Origin of the sequence: Kribbella sp. NPDC049174 (genome assembly GCF_043197365.1) — a bacterium.
Lineage (GTDB): Bacteria > Actinomycetota > Actinomycetes > Propionibacteriales > Kribbellaceae > Kribbella.
Genome location: NZ_JBICSZ010000001.1, coordinates 737292 through 756039, shown reverse-complemented (window position 1 = coordinate 756039; position 18748 = coordinate 737292). Strand labels below are relative to the sequence as shown.

General features: G+C 68.9%; 18 protein-coding genes. 8 read left to right on the top strand and 10 right to left on the bottom strand.

Annotated features, from left to right (window positions below; all coding sequences use genetic code 11):
* Positions 1-2: 2 nt before the first annotated feature.
* The 7 genes from ACGFIF_RS03480 to ACGFIF_RS03450 all read right to left on the bottom strand — a co-directional run bounded on the left by ACGFIF_RS03480 (position 3) and on the right by ACGFIF_RS03450 (position 7507).
* On the bottom strand, positions 3-1124 hold the full coding sequence (locus tag ACGFIF_RS03480) for a Gfo/Idh/MocA family protein (protein WP_393150967.1): 1122 nt from the start codon (positions 1122-1124) through the stop codon (positions 3-5).
* Between the two features lie 227 nt (positions 1125-1351).
* On the bottom strand, positions 1352-2284 hold the full coding sequence (locus tag ACGFIF_RS03475) for an aminoglycoside phosphotransferase family protein (RefSeq protein WP_393150966.1): 933 nt from the start codon (positions 2282-2284) through the stop codon (positions 1352-1354).
* Positions 2285-2729: 445 nt separating this feature from the next.
* Positions 2730-3707, bottom strand: coding sequence for a ribose-phosphate diphosphokinase (locus ACGFIF_RS03470; protein ID WP_393150964.1), 978 nt, complete (start codon positions 3705-3707; stop codon positions 2730-2732).
* A 96-nt stretch (positions 3708-3803) separates the two neighbouring features.
* Complete coding sequence (locus tag ACGFIF_RS03465) at positions 3804-4829, bottom strand: threonine aldolase family protein (protein WP_393150962.1); 1026 nt, start codon at positions 4827-4829, stop codon at positions 3804-3806.
* A gap of 67 nt (positions 4830-4896) precedes the next feature.
* Entirely contained in the window at positions 4897-6270 is a 1374-nt protein-coding gene (locus ACGFIF_RS03460) for a class II 3-deoxy-7-phosphoheptulonate synthase (protein ID WP_393150960.1), read from the bottom strand.
* Between the two features lie 43 nt (positions 6271-6313).
* Entirely contained in the window at positions 6314-6706 is a 393-nt protein-coding gene (locus ACGFIF_RS03455) for a DUF2237 family protein (protein ID WP_393150958.1), read from the bottom strand.
* A 36-nt stretch (positions 6707-6742) separates the two neighbouring features.
* Positions 6743-7507 carry a lysophospholipid acyltransferase family protein gene (locus ACGFIF_RS03450; RefSeq protein ID WP_393150956.1) on the bottom strand — a complete coding sequence of 255 codons (765 nt, stop codon included), beginning with the start codon at positions 7505-7507 and terminating at the stop codon, positions 6743-6745.
* A 291-nt stretch (positions 7508-7798) separates the two neighbouring features.
* Between ACGFIF_RS03450 and ACGFIF_RS03445 the strand changes: the two genes are divergently transcribed.
* The 5 genes from ACGFIF_RS03445 (at position 7799) to ACGFIF_RS03425 (ending at position 12005) form a co-directional block, all read left to right on the top strand.
* On the top strand, positions 7799-8581 hold the full coding sequence (locus ACGFIF_RS03445) for an alpha/beta hydrolase (protein ID WP_393150953.1): 783 nt from the start codon (positions 7799-7801) through the stop codon (positions 8579-8581).
* The gene (locus tag ACGFIF_RS03440; protein ID WP_393150950.1) at positions 8574-9365 is read left to right on the top strand and encodes a hypothetical protein; all 792 of its coding nucleotides are present in this window, start codon (positions 8574-8576) and stop codon (positions 9363-9365) included. Before ACGFIF_RS03445 ends, ACGFIF_RS03440 begins: the two co-directional genes overlap by 8 nt.
* Before the next feature lie 99 nt (positions 9366-9464).
* Positions 9465-10694 (top strand): TIGR00300 family protein, encoded by a 1230-nt coding sequence (locus ACGFIF_RS03435; RefSeq protein ID WP_393150948.1) that lies wholly within the window; start codon positions 9465-9467, stop codon positions 10692-10694.
* A 78-nt stretch (positions 10695-10772) separates the two neighbouring features.
* Positions 10773-11195 carry a YybH family protein gene (locus ACGFIF_RS03430; protein ID WP_393150946.1) on the top strand — a complete coding sequence of 141 codons (423 nt, stop codon included), beginning with the start codon at positions 10773-10775 and terminating at the stop codon, positions 11193-11195.
* 60 nt (positions 11196-11255) lie between these two features.
* A complete protein-coding gene (locus tag ACGFIF_RS03425; RefSeq protein WP_393150944.1) occupies positions 11256-12005 on the top strand; it encodes an enoyl-CoA hydratase-related protein in 750 nt (249 codons plus the stop codon).
* An 88-nt stretch (positions 12006-12093) separates the two neighbouring features.
* Here ACGFIF_RS03425 and ACGFIF_RS03420 read toward each other — a convergent pair whose 3' ends face one another.
* Positions 12094-13497 carry an FAD-dependent oxidoreductase gene (locus ACGFIF_RS03420; RefSeq protein ID WP_393150942.1) on the bottom strand — a complete coding sequence of 468 codons (1404 nt, stop codon included), beginning with the start codon at positions 13495-13497 and terminating at the stop codon, positions 12094-12096.
* Between the two features lie 171 nt (positions 13498-13668).
* Here ACGFIF_RS03420 and ACGFIF_RS03415 point away from each other — a divergent pair, with 171 nt between their 5' ends.
* A complete protein-coding gene (locus tag ACGFIF_RS03415) occupies positions 13669-14862 on the top strand; it encodes an alpha/beta fold hydrolase (RefSeq protein ID WP_393150939.1) in 1194 nt (397 codons plus the stop codon).
* Here ACGFIF_RS03415 and ACGFIF_RS03410 read toward each other — a convergent pair.
* Entirely contained in the window at positions 14843-15766 is a 924-nt protein-coding gene (locus ACGFIF_RS03410; protein ID WP_393150937.1) for a hypothetical protein, read from the bottom strand. The genes ACGFIF_RS03415 and ACGFIF_RS03410 overlap by 20 nt on opposite strands.
* Positions 15767-15886: 120 nt before the next feature.
* Here ACGFIF_RS03410 and ACGFIF_RS03405 point away from each other — a divergent pair, with 120 nt between their 5' ends.
* Positions 15887-17581, top strand: a complete 1695-nt coding sequence (locus ACGFIF_RS03405) for a sensor histidine kinase (RefSeq protein ID WP_393150935.1) — start codon at positions 15887-15889, stop codon at positions 17579-17581.
* Complete coding sequence (locus tag ACGFIF_RS03400; RefSeq protein ID WP_393150933.1) at positions 17572-18216, top strand: response regulator; 645 nt, start codon at positions 17572-17574, stop codon at positions 18214-18216. The genes ACGFIF_RS03405 and ACGFIF_RS03400 overlap by 10 nt, the downstream gene beginning before the upstream one ends.
* On the opposite strand, the gene ACGFIF_RS03395 is transcribed toward ACGFIF_RS03400, so the two are convergent.
* Positions 18213-18734, bottom strand: a complete 522-nt coding sequence (locus tag ACGFIF_RS03395; protein ID WP_393150931.1) for a GNAT family N-acetyltransferase — start codon at positions 18732-18734, stop codon at positions 18213-18215. The two genes, ACGFIF_RS03400 and ACGFIF_RS03395, sit on opposite strands and share 4 nt — an antisense overlap.
* Positions 18735-18748: the final 14 nt, after the last annotated feature.

Genomic DNA, 18748 nt, shown 5'->3' with positions numbered 1-18748 from the left:
CGTCAGAAGGTGGTGGTGAGGTCCTGAGTCTGACCGGTCGCGGACGCGCGGTACGCGGACTCGATGATGTCGATCACGTGGCGCGCGTGTTCGGCGGTGACGATCGAGGGCTTGCCTTCGCGGACCCAGTCGACTAGCTGCATGACGTCCTCGTACACATGCTGCTCCTCGATCTCGCGGTGCACACCGGTCACGTGCGGAAGGAGCGCCTGGTTGCCCGGCCCGCGAGGCGAGAGTTCGGAGGGGTTACGGTCGGGGAAGTCGAACGGCTCGCCGTTGAGCAGCAGCCCGTCGATCGTCCCCGCCGTTCCGTAGTAGGCACCGCCGAAGCCGCCCCGCATCCCTCCTGCGGCGGTTCCGGTCGCGACGCAGAACAGGTTGTCGCCGAAGTCCATCAGCACGATGGTGTTGTCGTCGGCGTCCGTCCGGACCTCCACGCCTCCGCTGGTGCGCACGGGAACTCGTACGCCGGACATCGCCGTCACGCGCTTGGCCGGCCCGAGGATCCCGGTCACGGCGTGCAGCGCGTACACCGTCATGTCGTACATCGGTCCGCCCCCGGGCTTGCGGAAGTACCACGACGGATCGATGTTCGTCAGTACGTCGCTGCCGCCGCGCACGGACTCGTCCTCGTGATAGGTGCCGAACGCCGCACCACAGCTCACCCAGGACAGCGTGCCGATGGCGCCTTCGGCGATGAGCTCGCGAGTCCGGACGTGATGCGGGCGCAGCATCTCCCCCGGCGAGGCCACGATCCGCAGGTCGTTGGCGGCTGCGAGCTCGATGAGTTCCGTCGCCTCAGCGACCGTGATCGTCATGGTCTTGTTGAAGTGCACGTGCTTGCCCGCCTGCAAAGCAAGCTTGCCCTGCTCGTAGTGCAAACCGATCGGAGAAGCGATCGTGACGGCATCCACATCGCCACGTGCCAACAGGTCCTCGTACTCCGTGAAGCCCTGCTCCACCCCAAACTTCTCCGCCGCCGCGTCGGCCCGCCCCGGCACCGGGTCACACACCGCAGCAAGCTTCACCCGCCCCGCAAGATCCGCCTGCCCCAAATGCGGAAGCAGCCCCCGCACCGAGATGCTCCCCGCCCCGACAACACCCATCCGCACTGTGTCCGCCATGCGACTGATCCTCCCACGCGGTGCTACGCGCGGCGCCTTCGTCGCCGTGCTGCGCGCCGCTCCCACCCGCCCCCCGGCATGTCGCCGGTGCATCCTTGCCGGGTACCGCCGGCGTTTTGCGGGCTGCCGCCCGCGCGCTCGCCCGTGGCCGGCTTATCGCCGGTACTTCCCTTGCCGGCTACCGCCGGTGTGGAGCGACTTGGCAAATGCTCGATTGGAAAGGCGCTCTACCGCGCGTCGGCGAGGATGTTGCGAGCCATCATGAGTCGGTCCTCACGGCGGCCGGGCATGGTGTGCCAGTAGTAGGTGAAGGTGCCGAGCGCCAGGCCGAGCGCCCACGCCCGGCCGCGTAGCCACTCGGCATCTCCCGCACCGAGCCGCTCACGAAAGACCTCCCGCGCCGGCTGGTCGAACAGCTCCCAGGCGCCGTGCAGATCGATCGTCGGGTCCCCGATCCCGACTGCGAAGTCGATGACCGCCGAGAGCCGGCCGTCGGTGACCAGCAGATTCTCCGCGACCAGATCGCCGTGATACCAGCAATCCGGTCCCGCCTCGTACGCCCCCGGCAGCTCGAGTGCGTCCTCCCAGACTGCCAGCGCAAGATCAAGGTCGAGATCGAAGCCGGCGATCGACCGGCATCGCTCGATGCTGCTCCGGGTCCAGTCGTCGATCCCGGCCAGTGCGTCGCCGCGATATCCGCGCAAGGCCGGATCCTGTGCTGCCGCGTCCGGCATCGGCGCACTGCGGAGCGCGATGATCACCTCCGCAAGATCAACGGCGAGTTGTGCCCGTTGCAGGCTCGGGGACTCGGCCGGGCCGCACACCGTCGGATGCTCGCCGGGGAGCCACCCGACGATTGACCACCGTTCGCTGTAGCCGTGGCCCGGTCGGCCGATCGCGACGATCTGGGGCACCCTGACTGGCAACCGAGGGCCGAACTCGCCGGCCCAACGCTGCTCTTTCTCGATCACCGCGCCGTTCCCGGGCTGTCGCGGGACGCGGACCAGCAGGTGGTCGCCCAACCGGAACAGCGCATTGGTTGAGCCCGACGCACCGAGCCGGCGCAGCGGCAGCTCCGCGTACTGCGGGAACTCGGTATCGACGAGCTTGCGGACCAGACCGAGGTCGATCGGAATCTCGTCGTCGTGCAGAACCGTCACGTCCGTTCACACAACAGCAAGCCGGCCATTGAATCCATCCATTTCCAGCAGGATCGGGCTCAGGTGGGTGGAACCACGCAGTGTCACACCCGCTCAGTGCAGCTCCTCAGTCAGCAGGTCGCAACACCAAGGCGTTGGTCTGGACGGTGGTTGTCGACGTCGAGCGCTGGCCCGAGCGGATCGTCCGCAGCGCATCAATGCAGCTGGCGCGCTTGGCTTCGCGGATGGGATCGGGTCTGCCCGTTCACCCTGCCGATCATCACGGTCCGCTCGACCGCGGACGCTGGCCCGAGGTCGTCGACGCGCGATAAGCGCGCAACGTCGGCGGTAGCCGGCAAGGAAGTACCGGCGATGAGCCGAGGATGGGTGGGAGCGGGCGGAGCACACGCGCTGAGGACCGCAGCGACGAAGAAAGCGCCTGCGGAGCCCGCAGGGCCGATCACCCTTAGAACGGGAGTTTTGGTTGCGGTGGCGCATGAGTCGGGTCGACGCCGTCGAAGAGGCTGCTGACCGACTCGCCGCCGTGGATGCGCTTGATGGCCTCGGCGAACAGGCCGGCGACCGTGCTGACCTGGAGCTCGGGGAAGCCGGGCGGGCGCGGCACGGTGTCGGTGCTGATCACCTCGGTGATGGACGGGTGCGACCGCAGCCGCTCAACTGCCTTTCCGGCGAACAGGCCGTGCGTGCAGGCGACGGCGGCCTGGGTGCAGCCGAGGTCCTTGAGCCGGTCGAGCAACTCGATGATCGAGCCGCCGGTGGCGATCTCGTCGTCGAGGATGATGGCCCGCTTGCCGGCCACGTCGCCGACGATCGCGTCGATCACGACCCGGTCGTCGGCCAGCCGCTGCTTGCTGCCCGCGGCGACCGGCAGACCGAGCAGCCGGGCGAACTGGGTGGCCGTCTTCGCGTTGCCCAGGTCCGGGCTGACCACGACGGTGTCGCTGAGATCACGGCCGCGGAAGTGATCCGCGAGTACGCCGATCGCCGTCAGGTGGTCGACCGGGACCGAGAAGAAGCCGTGCACCTGGGGTGCGTGCAGGGCCATCGTGAGGACGCGGTCGACGCCGGCCGTGGCCAGGAGATCCGCGACCAGACGGCCGCCGATCGAGATCCGGGAGGCGTCCTTCTTGTCCGATCGCGCGTACGCGTAGTGCGGCATCACCGCGGTGATCTGCTGCGCGGATGCACCGCGCGCGGCGTCGATCATCAGCAGCAGCTCCATCAGGTGCTCCTGCGTCGGCGGCACCAGCGGTTGCACGATGTACACGTCGCGTTGCCGGCAGTTCTCCTGCAGTTGCACCTGCAGGCAGTCGTTGCTGAAACGATGGACTTCGACGGGCGAGAGCGGTACGCCGAGATCGGCGCAGATCCGGTTCGCCAAACCAGTGTGGGCACTTCCGCTGAACACGACGATCTCTCGCACGGCTCTCCCCGAAACGCTGCGACCCCGACACCCGAACCTTATCTCGCCGGACCACGAACACACGCCAGTGCCTGTGGACAGTCGGATGCTGAGCAGTCAGGCGGCCAGGAGGCGGGCCAGGGTTTGTGCGCCGGTTCGGCAGTCCTCCGTGGAGGCGTCCAGGTGGGTGACGACGCGCAGCTGGGTCGGGCCGACCCCTCCGACGAGCACGCCGGCGGCTCGCGCGGCCTCGACGACCTCGGGGACCGACAGGCCGGTCGCGGCCAGGTCGGCGACGACGATGTTGGTCTCGACCTGGTCGGGCTTCACCGAGCCGGGCGCGGCGTCGGCGAGTATCTCGGCGATCAACCGAGCGTTCGCGTGATCCTCGGCCAGCCGCTCGATGTTGTGCTCGAGCGCGTACAACCCGGCCGCGGCCAGTACGCCGGCCTGCCGCCAACCGGCACCGAGACGCTTCCGCCACACCCGGGCTTCCCGGATCAGCTCGGTCGATCCGACCAGCACCGACCCGACCGGCGCGCCCAGCCCCTTCGACAGACACACGCTGGCAGCAGCCGCACGGGACGCGTACGACGCCAGCGGCACGCCCGACGCCACGGACGCGTTCCACAACCGCGCGCCGTCGAGATGGAGCGGCAGGCCGCGGGCGTCGAGTTCGTCGGCCAGGGCGTCGTACGCGTGCTGGATCGTGCCGCCGCCGAAGTTGTGGGTGTTCTCGACCGAGACGGCCGCTGTACTGACGAAGTACCGGCCGAGGTTCGCGGAGATCAGGGCGCGGATCTGCTCCAGGTCGATCTGGCCGGCCGGGGCGGTCCAGGTGCGCGTGGTCACCCCGCTCACGGTCGCGTGCGCGCCGAGCTCGGCCCGGGCGATGTGGGCGCTTGCCTCGCAGAGCACCTCGGAGCCCGGCGGCACGAGGGCCCGGACGCCGAGGATGTTCGCGAGTGAGCCGCTGACCGTGAACAGGCCGGCCTCGTGACCGAGCAGGTCCGCCAAGGTCTCCTCGAGCCGGTTGATCGTCGGGTCCTCGCCGTACACGTCGTCGCCGACGGGTGCCGACGTCATCGCGGCCAGCATCCCGGCCGACGGCCGGGTCACCGTGTCGGACCGGAGATCGATCACGCCGCGCCCCGGATCACGCCAAGCACTCCGATCGCGCCGAGCCCTCCGGTCACGCCGAGCACTCTGGTCACGCCTGCGCGCCGCGGAGACGCTCGGCGACCAGGAAGGCGAGCTCGAGCGACTGGTGCCGGTTCAGCCGCGGGTCGCAGGCGGTCTCGTAGCGGTTGACCAGGTCCTCCGCGACCAGTTCCTCACCGCCGCCCAGGCACTCGGTCACGTCGTCGCCGGTCAGCTCGATGTGCATACCGCCCGGCCAGGTCCCGACCTGCTCGTGCGCGTCGAAGAAGCCCTGCACCTCGCGCATGACGTCCTCGAAGTTGCGGGTCTTGTACCCGTTCGGGGTCTCGAAGGTGTTGCCGTGCATCGGGTCGCACACCCAGGCGATCGGCGAACCGTGGTCGCGGACCGCCTCCAGCAGCGGCGGCAGTGCCTCGCGGATCTTGCCCGCGCCCATCCGGGTGATGAAGGTCAGCCGGCCCTCGATGCCCTTCGGGTTCAGCTTGTCGATCAGCGCCCGGATGTACTCCGGGGTCGTGGTCGGACCGATCTTCACGCCGAGCGGGTTGGTCAGCGAGGACAGGAACTCGACGTGCGCGCCGTCGAGCTGCCGGGTCCGCTCCCCCACCCAGAGCAGGTGGCCGGAGACGTCGTACGGCTGCTCGGTGCGGGAGTCGATCCGGGTCAGGGCGTGCTCGTACTCCAGGATCAGCGCCTCGTGCGACGCGTAGAAGTCGACCGTGTGGAACTCCTCCGAGTTCGCCCCGCAGGCCCGCATGAAGGCCAGCGCCCGCTCAATCTCACCCGCCAGCTGCTCGTACTTCTGCCCGACCGGGGAGGACTTCACGAAGTCGGTGTTCCAGGCGTGCACCTGGTGCAGGTCTGCGTACCCACCAGTGGTGAACGCGCGGGTCAGGTTGAGCGTCGCCGCGGCCGCGTTGTAGACGCCGCGCAGCCGCTGCGGGTCCGGGATCCGGGCTTCGGGGGTGAACTCCAGCCCGTTGACCGCGTCACCGCGGTACGACGGCAGCGTGACACCGTTGCGCGTCTCCTCACCGGAGCTGCGCGGCTTGGCGTACTGACCGGCGATCCGGCCCACCTTCACCACAGGCACACTCGCGGCGTACTGGAGCACGACGGCCATCTGCAGCAGCACCCGCAGCTTGGCCCGGATGTTCTCCGCGGTCACGCCCTCGAAGGTCTCCGCGCAGTCGCCGCCCTGGAGGATGAACGCCTCACCGCGGGCGACCGCACCGATCTTCGTGGTCAGGTCGTCGCACTCACCGGCGAACACCAGCGGCGGCAGCTTCCGCAGCTCGGCGATCACCTGGTCCAGCGGCGCGGACTCCGGCCACTCGGGCTGCTGCAGCGGCTTCAGCGCCTTCAGCTCGTCCAGGCTCGGAACTCCGGGTACTTCCCCCGCACTCAACGTCGCGAATTGCATGGCCCCAACTTTAGGGCAGGCGGGAGAACCGGTTGTGATCGTCTCAGGTCAGCGAGGCAAGATCCGGCGGTACGTCGACCGCGTGCTCGCGCAGGACCGCCAGCGGAATGGTGTCCAGCGACCGGACGTGCGTCGACGCCAGTACGACGGGAGCCGCCACGCCGTCGTGGTACGCCTGCAGCCAGCGGACCGCGACCACGCACCAGCGATCGCCCGGCTTCAGGCCGGCGAACTGCAGCTCCGGGCGGGGCGTGATCAGGTCGTTGCCGACCGAGGCCTGGTGGGCGAGGAACTCCGAGGTCATCACCGCGCAGACCGTGTGACTGCCGAGATCCTCCGGGCCGCTCGTGCAGCAGCCGTCGCGGTAGAAGCCGGTGACCGGATCGGTCCCGCACTCCTCCAGTGGTTCGCCCAGCACGTTCAGGTCGCTGTCCATGCGGACCATCCTCACCCGCTGTGAGGGCTTCGGGCGTCAGCTGGCCTTGGTGTCGCCGAGGCGGACGTGCTCATCGACCGACTCGCCGGCCTTGATCAGTTCCTTGGCCTTGTCGGCATAGATGTCGACGTACTCCTGGCCGGACAGCTCCATCAGCGCGTACATGATCTCGTCGGTGACCGAGCGGAGCACGAACCGGTCCCGCTCCATCCCCTCGTAGCGGGAGAAGTCCAGCGGCTTGCCGATCGCGACGCCGGGGCGGATCAGCCGCGGCAGCCGGCGGCCCTTCTCGCGGTAGAACCAGTTCGGCCAGAGCTGGCCGGGCGGCTGCAGCTTCTCGGTGTCGATCATCGCGACCGGGATCACCGGTACGCCGGCCACGATCGCCATCCGGGCCACACCGGTCTTGCCCTTGTAGAGCCGGCCGTCGGGCGAGCGGGTGCCCTCGGGGTAGATCCCGAACAGCTCACCCTTCTTCAGGATGTCCAGCCCGGTGTTCAGCGCGGCCAGCGAGGCACGCCCACCGGACCGGTCGATCGGGATCTGGCCGACGGACCGGAAGAAGGTCGCCACCAGCTTGCCCTTGAGCCCGGGCGCGGTGAAGTACTCCGATTTCGCCGGGAAGACGATCTGCCGCGGTACGGCGACCGGCAGGAAGATCGAGTCGCTGAAGGCGAGGTGGTTGCTGACCAGCAGCGCCGGGCCGGTGCTCGGGATGTGCTCCAGCCCGGTCACCTTCGGACGGAAGAGCAGCTTCACCAGGGGTGCGACGAGGAACCGTCTGAGGAACAGGTACAGCATCGCTTACCTCCGTCACTCGTCCACGTCACCCACCGGTTCCCCGGCACATACCTCACCAGGAACCAGTGTCCGCCGGAAGCGACGGTCGCGACAGCTCTGACGCCCACCGTCGGCAGGACCCTACGTTCCAGCTTCCTCCTCAGGCAATGTCACTTCCAGGAATCTAAGCGTTGCTCACCGTGTTGTCACCTGGATGCAGACTGGATGCAGCCCAGATGCGACCATTGGCCTGCGGTCAGGCCCTCGTGCGCCCGACCGCCTGTGAGGACCGTGACCGGCGAGGAGTGGACCGTGCCAGTGCAAGGCCATGCTGAGGAGTTCCGCAGCCCTGGATCCGGGCAGAACGCCGCCGTCGGAGTCCTGCTCAGCCACGGTTTCACCGGTTCACCGAAGGCGATGCGCCCGTTCGCGGAGCACCTGGCCGCCGAGGGGTACGGCGTCGCCGTACCGCGGCTGCCCGGGCACGGGACGTCCTGGCAGGAGATGAACAAGACCGGCTGGCCGGACTGGTACGCCGTCCTGGACAACGAGCTGGAGCGGTTGCGCAAGGAGCACGACCAGGTGTTCCTGGTCGGACTGTCGATGGGCGGCTGCCTGGTGCTGCGGCTGGCCGAGGAGCACGGCAGCGACGTTTCCGGTCTGGTCCTGATCAATCCGTCGGTGCGGACCGATGACAAGCGGCTGGTCGTGCTGCCGGTGCTGTCGCGGCTGGTTCCGTCGTTCCCGGGGATCTCGAACGACATCAAGAAACCGGATGTCGACGAGGGTGCGTACGACCGGATGCCGCTGCGGGCGCTGCACTCGCTGTCGCAGTTGTGGACCCTCACGCGAGCGGATCTGGCCAAAGTCACACAGCCGGTGCTGATGTTCCGCAGTACTGTCGATCACGTGGTGGAACCGAGCTCGGGGCGGACCGTACTGGCCTCGATCTCGTCCCGCGACGTGACCGAGACCCTGCTCGAGGACAGCTATCACGTGGCAACTCTGGACAACGACGCACCGCGCATCTTCGCGGACTCCGCAGCCTTCATCCGGCGCCTGAGCACGATCGGAGAGCAGGGCGCCGATGCGTGACAACGGCCTGACCGCCGCCGAGTACACCTCCGTGGGCGGTATCGACCCCCTGATCGCCGAATCCGTCCTCACCGCCCTCGCCGAAGCCGGCATCGCGGCGTACTGCGGCACGCCCGAGGAGTCGCGAACGCCGGAAGCCGCCGAAGCCGAGACCCGTCCGGCGGACCAGGTGGACAACGGCGTCGAGGCAGAGTCGGCCGAGAAGCCCGAAGCGCCGGCCAAGGCCGAGGAGCCGGCCCGGGTGCCGGCCGGATTCGAAGTGATCTTCGTCGACAGCGGGGCGGTGGATCGGGCTCGGCCGGTGATTGAGCGGAGTACTGAGGACGCGGAGTGGAAGTCGCTGGTCGAGCAGTTCAACGCGCCGTCCGCGCCCGGGCACGACGGCGGAGAGACGCCGGTGCCGCGGTGGCCGGCCAGTGAGGACGTCGACGAGAAGTACGAGCCGCTGATCGACGTACCGGCCGGGCTGATCGTCGGCGACGACGACGAGGACGACGACGAGAAGGAGACGCCGCCGGCGAAGCGCGCCGACGACCCGCACGACCACTTCGTCCCGCCGGAGCCGCCGCGCGGCCCCCGGCTGGACTGGATCAGCCGGATCGCCTGGCTCGGCCTGATCGGCGGCCCACTGCTGCTGATCCTCGCGGCTGTGCTCGACTTCGGCACCGGCCGGATCACCACGATCGCGGTGGTCGGCTTCATCGGTGGCTTCCTGACCCTGGTGATCCGGATGAAGGACCGGCTGCCGCAGGACGACACCCCGGACGACGGCGCGGTCGTTTAGCCCTGTACCGCACTGTGAGCCGGGTGAAGCATTAGTTACATCGGCACGCTACAGTGCGGATCGTCGGACAATCCGACGAATGCCGAGGGAGGTACACCCGTGCAGGTCACCGAGACCGTCGAGATCACCGGCCACCTGATGGATTCCGGGCTGCTGTCCCGGGTCCTGGACGACATCCGCGGGTACGGCGGCGAGTACACGCTGGACAGGTTCGACCTCGGCTACGACAAGGACGACCCGTCCACCGTCCGGATGACGGTCGGCGCGGAGGACGAGGAGTCCCTGCAGCGGCTGCTGATGCGGATCCAGACCAAGGGTGCGAACCTGGTCGACCCCGGTACGCCGGAGATCACCGAGGTGTCCATCGACGGAGTGTTCCCGGACGGGTTCTACTCGACCACGAACCTGCCGACCAGCGTCCGGCTCGGCGGCCACTGGGTCGTCGTCCAGAACCCGGAGATGGACTGCGGTCTGCTGGTCGAGGGTGAGAGCGTCCGGACCATCCCGATGTCCGAGGTGAAGGCCGGGATGCGGATCATCACCAGCGCGCAGGGCGTCAAGGTCATTCCCCCGATCGCGGTGAACACCGAGGAGGGGTTCGGCTTCATGGAGTCGGACGTCTCCAGCGAGAAGCCGCAGCGGGTGCTGGTCAAGCAGGTCGCCGACGGGATGCGCGAGGCGAAGGCGAACGGCCAGAAGGTGCTCTGGGTCGGCGGCCCGGGCATTGTCCACACCGGCGCCGCGCCGGCCATGGTGGCACTGGTCGAGGCCGGTTTCGTCGATGTCCTGTTCGCCGGGAACGCGCTGGCGACCCACGACATCGAGTCGTCCCTCTACGGTACGTCGCTCGGCGTCGACCTGGCCCGGGGTCGCGGGGTGGAACACGGCCACGAGCACCACATCCGGGCGATCAACACGATCCGCAAGGCGGGTTCGATCGCAGCCGCGGTGGAGCAGGGAGTGCTCACCTCCGGAGTGATGCACGCGCTGGTGAAGAAGGGCAACAAGTTCGTCCTGGTCGGGTCGGTGCGCGACGACGGACCGCTCCCGGACGTCTACACCGACGTTCTCGAAGGCCAGCGGGCGATGCGGGCCGAGCTACCCGGTGTCGGCTACTGCCTGATGGCCGCGACCATGCTGCACTCGGTTGCTACCGGCAACATCCTGCCGGCGTCCATCCCGCTCACCTGCGTGGACATCAACCCGGCCACGGTGACCAAGCTGGCCGACCGCGGCTCGTCCCAGGCCCGCGGCATCGTCACCGACGTCGGCCTGTTCATCGAGCACCTGGCCCGCGAGCTCTCCCCCGACTACGAGGGCAACAAGTAACCGTTTGCCGATGACCCCGGCCGCGGGTCAGGCTGGTCCCTGCGTGCGACCCGTGCGAGAGGACAGGAGACAGCCCTGATGACGCAGCCGTTCGAGTCGTTCCTGCGCCGGTTCGAGGAGGCCAACACCGCGTTCGTCAACGGCGACGCGTCACTGTGGCTCTCGCTGGTGTCGCGCAGCGAGCAGACCTCGATCTTCGGCGGCTTCGGTGGTCACGAGATCGGCTGGACGCAGATCGGGCCCCGGTACGAGTGGGCCGCCTCGCAGTTCAGCCCGAGCGGCGCGACGGTCGAGTTCGAGTACCTGGACAAGCACGCGGGCGCGGACACGGCGTACTCGGTGGCGATCGAGCGCTGCACGGTCAAGTACCTCGACCGGTCCGAGGCGGTCCCGCACCTGCTGCGGGCGACGATGGTCTTCCGCCGGGAGGACGGCGACTGGAAGATCGCGCACCGGCACGCGGACCATCTCGTGCCGACGACGCCGCCGCCCGCATCCTGACGCTGCGGCCTTGTGCGGCTGATTACAGCAGGCGAGGCCGAGTGGGTGTTGGATGAGCACATGACCGAACTGGTGCACCTCGAGGCTGCCGACGGCGTGGCGACGATCACGCTGGACTCGCCACACAACAAGAACGCGCTCTCGCAGCAGCTGACCGGGGAGCTGCTGGAGCAGCTGGAGGCGGCCGGCGCGGACGACGCCGTCCGGGTGATCGTGATCCGGTCGGCGCTGGAGGTGTTCTGCTCGGGTGCCGACCTGTCCGAGGCGACCACGATCGGGATGGGGGTCGGCGCGCAGCGGATGGTCGACGTCCAGCGGGCGATCGTCGCCAACCCGAAGCCGGTTCTCGCCCGCGTCGCCGGGCCGGTGCGGGCCGGCGGGATCGGGATCGTCGCGGCGGCCGACATCAGCGTCGCGGGGGCGGAGTCGACCTTCGCGCTCACCGAGGTGCGGCTGGGGCTCGCGGCGGCGACGATCTCGCTGACCGTGATGCCGCGGCTCCATGACCGGGCCGCGTCGTACACGTTCCTCACCGGCAACGGGTTCGACGGGTTGGAGGCGGCACGCCTCGGGCTGGTCACCCTGACGGTCCCCGACGCCGACCTGGACGACGCGGTCGAGAGCGTCCTGGAGTCGCTGCTGAAGGGCGTTCCCCAGGGTCTGCGGGAGACCAAGAAGCTGCTCAACCGCGAACTCCTCGCCGACATCGATGCCCGCGGCAAGGATCTCGCCGAGCTCTCGGCGAGCCTGTTCGGCTCCCCCGCCGCCCAGGAAGCCATGCTCGCCTTCCTCAACCGCCGCAAGAGCTAGTCCAGTTTGCCGGCGGTGGGAGACGGTTTACCACCGCCTGCACGCCAGCGGTCACAAGTGACCGTTGGCGTGAGGTGGTGAGTCGGGTTCAGGAGCTGAACGCCGGGCTTTGCTCGTCGACGATGAAGCCGTTCGACACCGTGGACGGGCGGCGTCGGCGGGGCCGGAGCACGCGGGGCATGAGCCGTGGCGAGAACAGGGCTTGTGGCTCGTCGATCATATTGAGGACTCGTAGGAAGGCGGCACTCACGGCCGCGTCGTCGGAAACGGCGGCCAGGACGCGGTCGAGGTACTTGTTGACGAGCTTGTCCATCCGGCTCTGACTCGCGCCGACTGTCGTCGGGTAGCGCAGGTCCGAACCGGTGGCCAGCATCCACGGCCCCTTGGCCCGCGCGGCGATCGCCCGCTGCGCTCCTCGAAGCGCCCGCGGCAGGTCGGCCTGGGAGCGGCAACCGGCGAGGATGCCCGCCAGAACCTCGACCTCCTTCGCCGCGACCGTCAGCCCTTGTCCGTACGCCGGGTTGAAGGCGCAGAGACTGTCTCCGACGGCGAGGAGCCGACCCGGCATGGTGAGCTTCTCGTAGTGACGCCAGCGGTTCGCAGTCCGGCGGTAGCCCCAGATCGGCGAGACCGGCTGGGCAACCCTGAGGATGTCGGCCAGCAACGGACTGCGCAGGCTGGCGGCGAAGTCACGGAACCCTTGCTCGTCGGTCGGCGGGTAGTCCCCACCGCCACCGATCAGCGTCAGCACCCAGCGGTTCCCCTCGATCGGGAACATGATGCCGCCGCGTGGCTCGACCGGCGGCGCGTTCTGGATGTAGACGGCCTTCCAGCGGGCGCTGAACCCGGCGGGAATCTCGAACAACCTCGTCGCGTAGCCGAGGAAGGAGTCGACGGTGCTCTCCTCGGGCGCCGCGAAGCCGAGTTCGCCGAGCCACTCCGGTAGTTTCGAGCCGCGTCCACTCGCGTCGACGACCAGATCGGCGGGCAGGTCGGCCGTCGTACCGCTGTGCCGGCCGCGCAGCGTCAACCCGGACACGTCGCCGGTTGGCCCGAGCCTCAGCGAGGTGACCTCGTGGTCGGTGTAGAAGCCGATGTTGGTGACCTTCTCGACGTGGCTCCGTACGGTCCATTCGAGCAGCGCCCGGGTGGCCGAGACGATGCGTTGCGTCGGCGGGAACGCTTGGGTCCAGCGGTTGGCGGGCGTCAGCCAGGCCATGTCCGTCGGCAAGCTCAGGTCCACCGCCCCCGCCGCCAGCAGATCGCTCCCGACGCCTGGCAGCAGACGTTCGACGACCTCCATCCCACCCGCCCAGAACGCGTGCAGGTGGCGCGCCTGCGGCACCCCCTTGCGGACGTCCGGGCCGTCGGGCAGTTGGTCCCGCTCGACGACGGTGACCTGCTCGAAGCGCTCGCTCAGCGCCCGTGCGGTCAGGATTCCGGCCATACTCCCGCCGATCACGACGGCATGACCCAGTCGGTCCACGTTCATTCTGATTTCCCCCTCGGAAATGATCCGGGCCGGCCACCCCCTGGCCGTGATCCCGCCGGATCACGGTGGCAGCCGGGGTGCCCGGGTGTCATGAAGAAGATCTGCAGACCGTCCCGAGAACAACTGGAGACCCGGCGGCTCGTTCGTGGCAAACTCGGTCAGAGGGGCCTGATGACGTATCGCTTCCACGACTGCGAAGTGGATCCCCGCGGTTTCGTGCTCCGGCGGGGTGGCGATCAGGTGCGCGTGGAGCGTCAGGTCTTCGGCGTGCTGGTCCATCTGATCGAGCACCGCGATCGCGTCGTACCGAAACGCGAACTCCTCGATGTGGTCTGGGGCAACCGCTTCATCAGCGACTCCGCGTTGACCAGCCGGCTCAAGGACGCTCGCCGGGCGGTCGGCGACGACGGGCATCGGCAAGAGGTGATCGCCACGGTGCACGGGGTCGGGTACCGCTTCGTCGCACCGGTCGAGGTGTTCTGGGAACCGAGCGCGCCGCCCGTCCCGGAAGCGCGCATGACGCAGGAGATCCACTACTGCGACACCCCCGACGGCGTCCGGCTCGCGTACGCGGTCTGCGGTGACGGGCCGCCCTTGGTCAAGGCAGCGAACTGGCTCACTCACCTCGATCACGAGTGGAGCAGCGTCATCTGGCGGCACTGGATCCAGTGGCTCGCCGGAGCCCACCGCCTGATCCGGTACGACGAACGCGGCTGCGGACTCTCGGACTGGGACGTGACCGAGTTCGGGCTCGACGCGTGGGTCGAGGATCTCGAGCTGGTGGTCGACTCCGCGGGGGTGGACCGGTTCCCGCTGCTCGGCGTCTCCCAGGGCGGTGCGGTGGCGATCTCCTACGCCGAACGGCACCCGGAGCGGGTCAGCGAGCTCGTCCTGATCGGCGCCTACAGCCGGGGCCGGCTCGCCCGCGCGACCTCCGAGGAGGAGCGCCAGGAGGCCGGCCTCGACCTCGCGCTGGGGCGCCTGAGCTGGCGCCGCGACGACGCCACCTTCCGGCAGGTGTTCGCCAGTCAGTTCCTGCCGGACGCACCGCGGGAGACGTGGGGCGCCTTCAACGAACTGCAGCGCGCGACCACCTCGGTGGAGAACGTCGTCCGGTTCCTCGACGCGTTCGCACACATCGACGTCTCGGCCGTCGCCCCGAGCATTCGCTGTCCCACGCTGATCGTGCATTCACGCGGCGACATCCGGGTCCCGGAGTCACAGGCCGTGGAGCTGGCCAAGCTCATCCCCGGCAGCCGGCTGGTCTACCTGGACAGCAGTAACCACATCATCACCGAGAACGAACCCGCCTGGCCGGTCCTGGTCAACGAGGTCAACCGGTTCCTCAGCGGTTCTCAGGCCTGATCCCGTTCAGGGTCACGACACCGACGGCGGCCAGGATGGCGAGGCCGACAAGGGCCAGCACGGACGTCAGCGGGCTGAGGTCGAGTGGGCCGCGGCCGTCGTACGTCTGGACGAGGGTCGACGCGATCAGTACGGCGTACCCGACCGCGCCGAGGGCGACGATCCTGACCCGGCGGCGCTCGGTGGACCTGGAGACCAGCAGCAGGATCGCCAACGCCGGCAGGACCTGGACGGCGTGCAGCGTGACGGCATGCGGCACCTTCAGGGCACCGGCCACGCCGTACGTGTTGCCGCCCTCGGCGATCATCTGCGCGCCGACCGCCTGGCTGACCAGCATCAGCACCAGCCCGAGGCGAAGCGCCCAGGCGAGCGACGGCGGCGCGTCCATCCGGACGAACGACCGAACGGTCACGTAGACCGTCAGGACCGCGATCAGCATCACCAGCATGCCCATGAACGAGAAGACCGACGAGTCGAACTGCGTCGTCTCGTTGAAGTGGGAGGCGACGCCGCGCCAGGTCTGCATCGAGATCAGGAACACCTCGGCCACCGACGCCACGGAGAACAGTCCCACCACGATCCAGCCGGTCACCCGGCCGGCCCGCAGGAAGGGCATCAGCCAGGCGATCGTCACCAGGGTGATGCCGAAGGACAGACCGAACACGATCGGCTTGCGCCACGACAGCGGCCCTCCCCACGGTCCGCCGTCGACCAGATAGACGACCAGGTGGAAGAGTCCGCTGAGCACCAGGAGCGCCCCGCAGGCGTACGCGAAGCGCTGGTACGACGCGGTCGGCCTAAACCTCGCCACCTCCGACACCGCGGCCACCAGGCCTTTGCCTGAATCGCGAATCGGCCGGACAGCCTCGTCGCCGGGCTCGTTCTGAATGATGCGTGTCTTCATCGCTGCCCCCTTGGACACCTTCAACGCTGGCAGCCGGGAAGGCGGACGGTAAGGCGGCTGACTGGTCGTTCAGGGGTTCGGTTTTCTGGTCGGCGCGCGTAGCTTGAGCAAGGGGCTCCGATGGCGACAAAACCCGCGCTGCTGCTGACGACCGCCGCTCTGCTGGTCGGAGCCGGTACGACGGTCGCCCTCGCCGCGGCCGGTGACGTCGATCCGGTCCATGCGCTCCTGATCCTGTGGATCGCGACGTCGTACTCCTGTGGCGGCTTGATCGCGTGGCACCACCGGCCGGCGAACCGGTTCGGGCCGCTGATGATCGTGACCGGCTTCGGCGTACTGGCGAGTGCACTGATCTGGGCGAACGCCGCGCTCCCCCACACCATCGGGCAGGCACTCGACCTGGTGCCGCTGGTCCTCGTCGTGCACGTCAGTCTGGCGTTTCCGGGCGGTCGTCTGCGGCACGGGTACGAGCGTTTGCTGGTCGGAACCGGGTACGCCGCGGCATTTGGCGTCCAACTGGTGGTGATGATGCTCGGCGGTCCCGGCGGCGGTCATTTGTTGACAATCGCCGACGTACCGGAGGTGGCCGGACCGTTGCACGCGATCGAGTTGCTCGTGATCAGCGGGGTCGCACTGACCGCCGTCGGGTTACTCATCTCCCGGCGACGAGCCGATGGCCGGCCGCTGCGTCGATCGCTGGCCCTGCTCATCGACGCTTTCATCCTCGGCCTGCTGATGATCGCCGTCCTGCTCATCGTCGGTGTCTTCGAGGGACTCGCGTTTCCGGTGATCCGCGACGTCAGCCTGGCGCTGATCGGTCTTGCCCCGATCGCGTATCTCGGCGGACTCCTGCAAGCTCGCCTCGCGCGTACGGCAGTCGCCGATCTGGTGCTCGCGTTGCGCGGTGATCCGAACGATCTGCGCGCTCTGCTGGCGCAAGCGTTGCGGGATCCGTCGGTGGACCTGGTGTATTGGCTGCCGCAGTTCGGTAGCTGGGCGGACCAAGACGGCCGGCCGGTGGAGCTGCCGGCGGATCCGGCCCGGGTGACGATGATCGATCGGGACGGGGCGCGGGTCGCGGCGCTGCTGCACGACCCGGCATTGACCGAGGAGCCTGACCTGCTCGACGCGGTCAGCGCGGCCGCGGCGATCGCGCTCGAGACCGGTCGGCTGCAGGCGGAGTTGCGGGCGAATGTCGCCGAACTGCGCGGATCCCGGGCCCGGGTGCTCGAGGTCGGCCGGCAGGAGCGCCGGCGGCTGGAGCGGGACCTGCACGACGGCGCCCAGCAGCGACTTGTCTCGCTCTCGCTCGATCTCGGCGTACTCGAGACCAGGCTGGGCTCGGACCCGGAGGCGAAGACGCTGCTGAGCAAGGCCCGCAAGGAGATTTCGGTGTCACTCGACGAACTCCGCGACATCGCCCACGGTCTCTATCCGGCTGTTCTCACCGCGCACGGTCTCGCGGTCGCCTTGGATTCCTTGGTGTCTCGGGCGCCGATGCCGGTCACCCTGACGGTCGCGCCGGACGAACGCCTGGCCGAAGCGGTCGAGGTCGCGGCGTACTACGTGGTGAGCGAGAGCCTGACCAACGTGGGCAAGCACGCCCACGCACAGTGCGCCGGCGTGGACGTGCGCCGGGTCGACGGCCTGCTCGTGGTCGAGGTCGTCGACGACGGCATCGGCGGCGCCGACACCGAGCAAGGCACCGGGCTGCGCGGCCTGGCGGACCGGGTCGAGTCGCTCGGCGGCCGGTTGCGGATCTGGAGCCCCCGCGGTGGCGGCACCCGACTGAGGGCGGAGTTGCCGTGCGGGTAGCCATCACCGAAGACAGCGTGCTGCTGCGCGAAGGTCTGGCCCGCTTGCTCAGCGAGGCCGGGTTCGACGTCGTGGCCAGCTGCGGCGACGCCGACGAACTCCGCGCGGTGCTCCGGGTTCAGCTGCCCGATGTTGTGATTGTCGACATTCGACTGCCGCCGACCCACACCGACGAAGGTCTCCGGGCAGCCGTCGAGATCCGCGCCGAGCATCCCGAGGTCGCAGTACTCGTGCTGTCGCAGTACGTCGAACCAGGCCTGGCGATGAAGCTCCTCGCCGACTCGGCCGATGGCGTGGGCTACCTGCTGAAGGACCGGATCAGCGACGTCCCCGACTTCCTGGCCTCGGTACGACGAGTGGCCGCGGGCGGATCGGCGATCGACCCGACCATCGTGTCCACGCTGCTGTCGCGGCGCCGTGCCGACGATCCGCTGGACCAGCTGACGCCGCGCGAACGCGAGGTCCTCCGGCTGATGGCGGCCGGCAACTCCAACCAGGGCATCGCCGATCAGCTGGTCATCACGGTGCGCGCGGTGGAGAAGTACGTCTCGAGCATCTTCGGCAAACTCGGCCTGCCGTCCACCGGCAGCGAATCCCGCCGCGTCCTGGCCGTCCTTCTCTTCCTCCGCCGCTAGCTCCGCTGGCCGAGCCACTGCTCGGCGTCCCAGGCCTGGAACCGCTCTACCTCAGTGAACCCCAGCTTTGCCGCGAGGCGCATCGAGCCGACGTTGGCGCTTTGGGTGGTGAGCACCACCGGCTCGCCGGGAAGAACGCCGTCGAACCAGTCGAGTGCCGCCGCGCACGCCTCGGCGGCGTACCCGAATCCCCACGCCCGCGGCAGGAACAGGTAGCCGAGATCGGCCTTCCCCGCGGCAGCCGGGCGACTGTGCCCCGTTGCTCTCCGGAGCAGGATCTGGCCGATCATCGCCCCGTCGAGATCGACGACGAAACTCCCGGGCCACCGCTCGGGCGCCTCGGGCAGCTCGCGCTCGAGCTCGTCACGCGCCCGCGGGCCGCCGAGGTAGGTGTGCACCTCTGGCGACGCCAGCAGCTCGATGAACGCCGAACGGTCCCGGGCCTCGGACCCACGGAGGACGAGTCTCTCGGTCTTGATCGGCTCAGGCGGCCAGGCGACGGGTCCGAGCTCAGTCATGCCGGCCAGCTAAT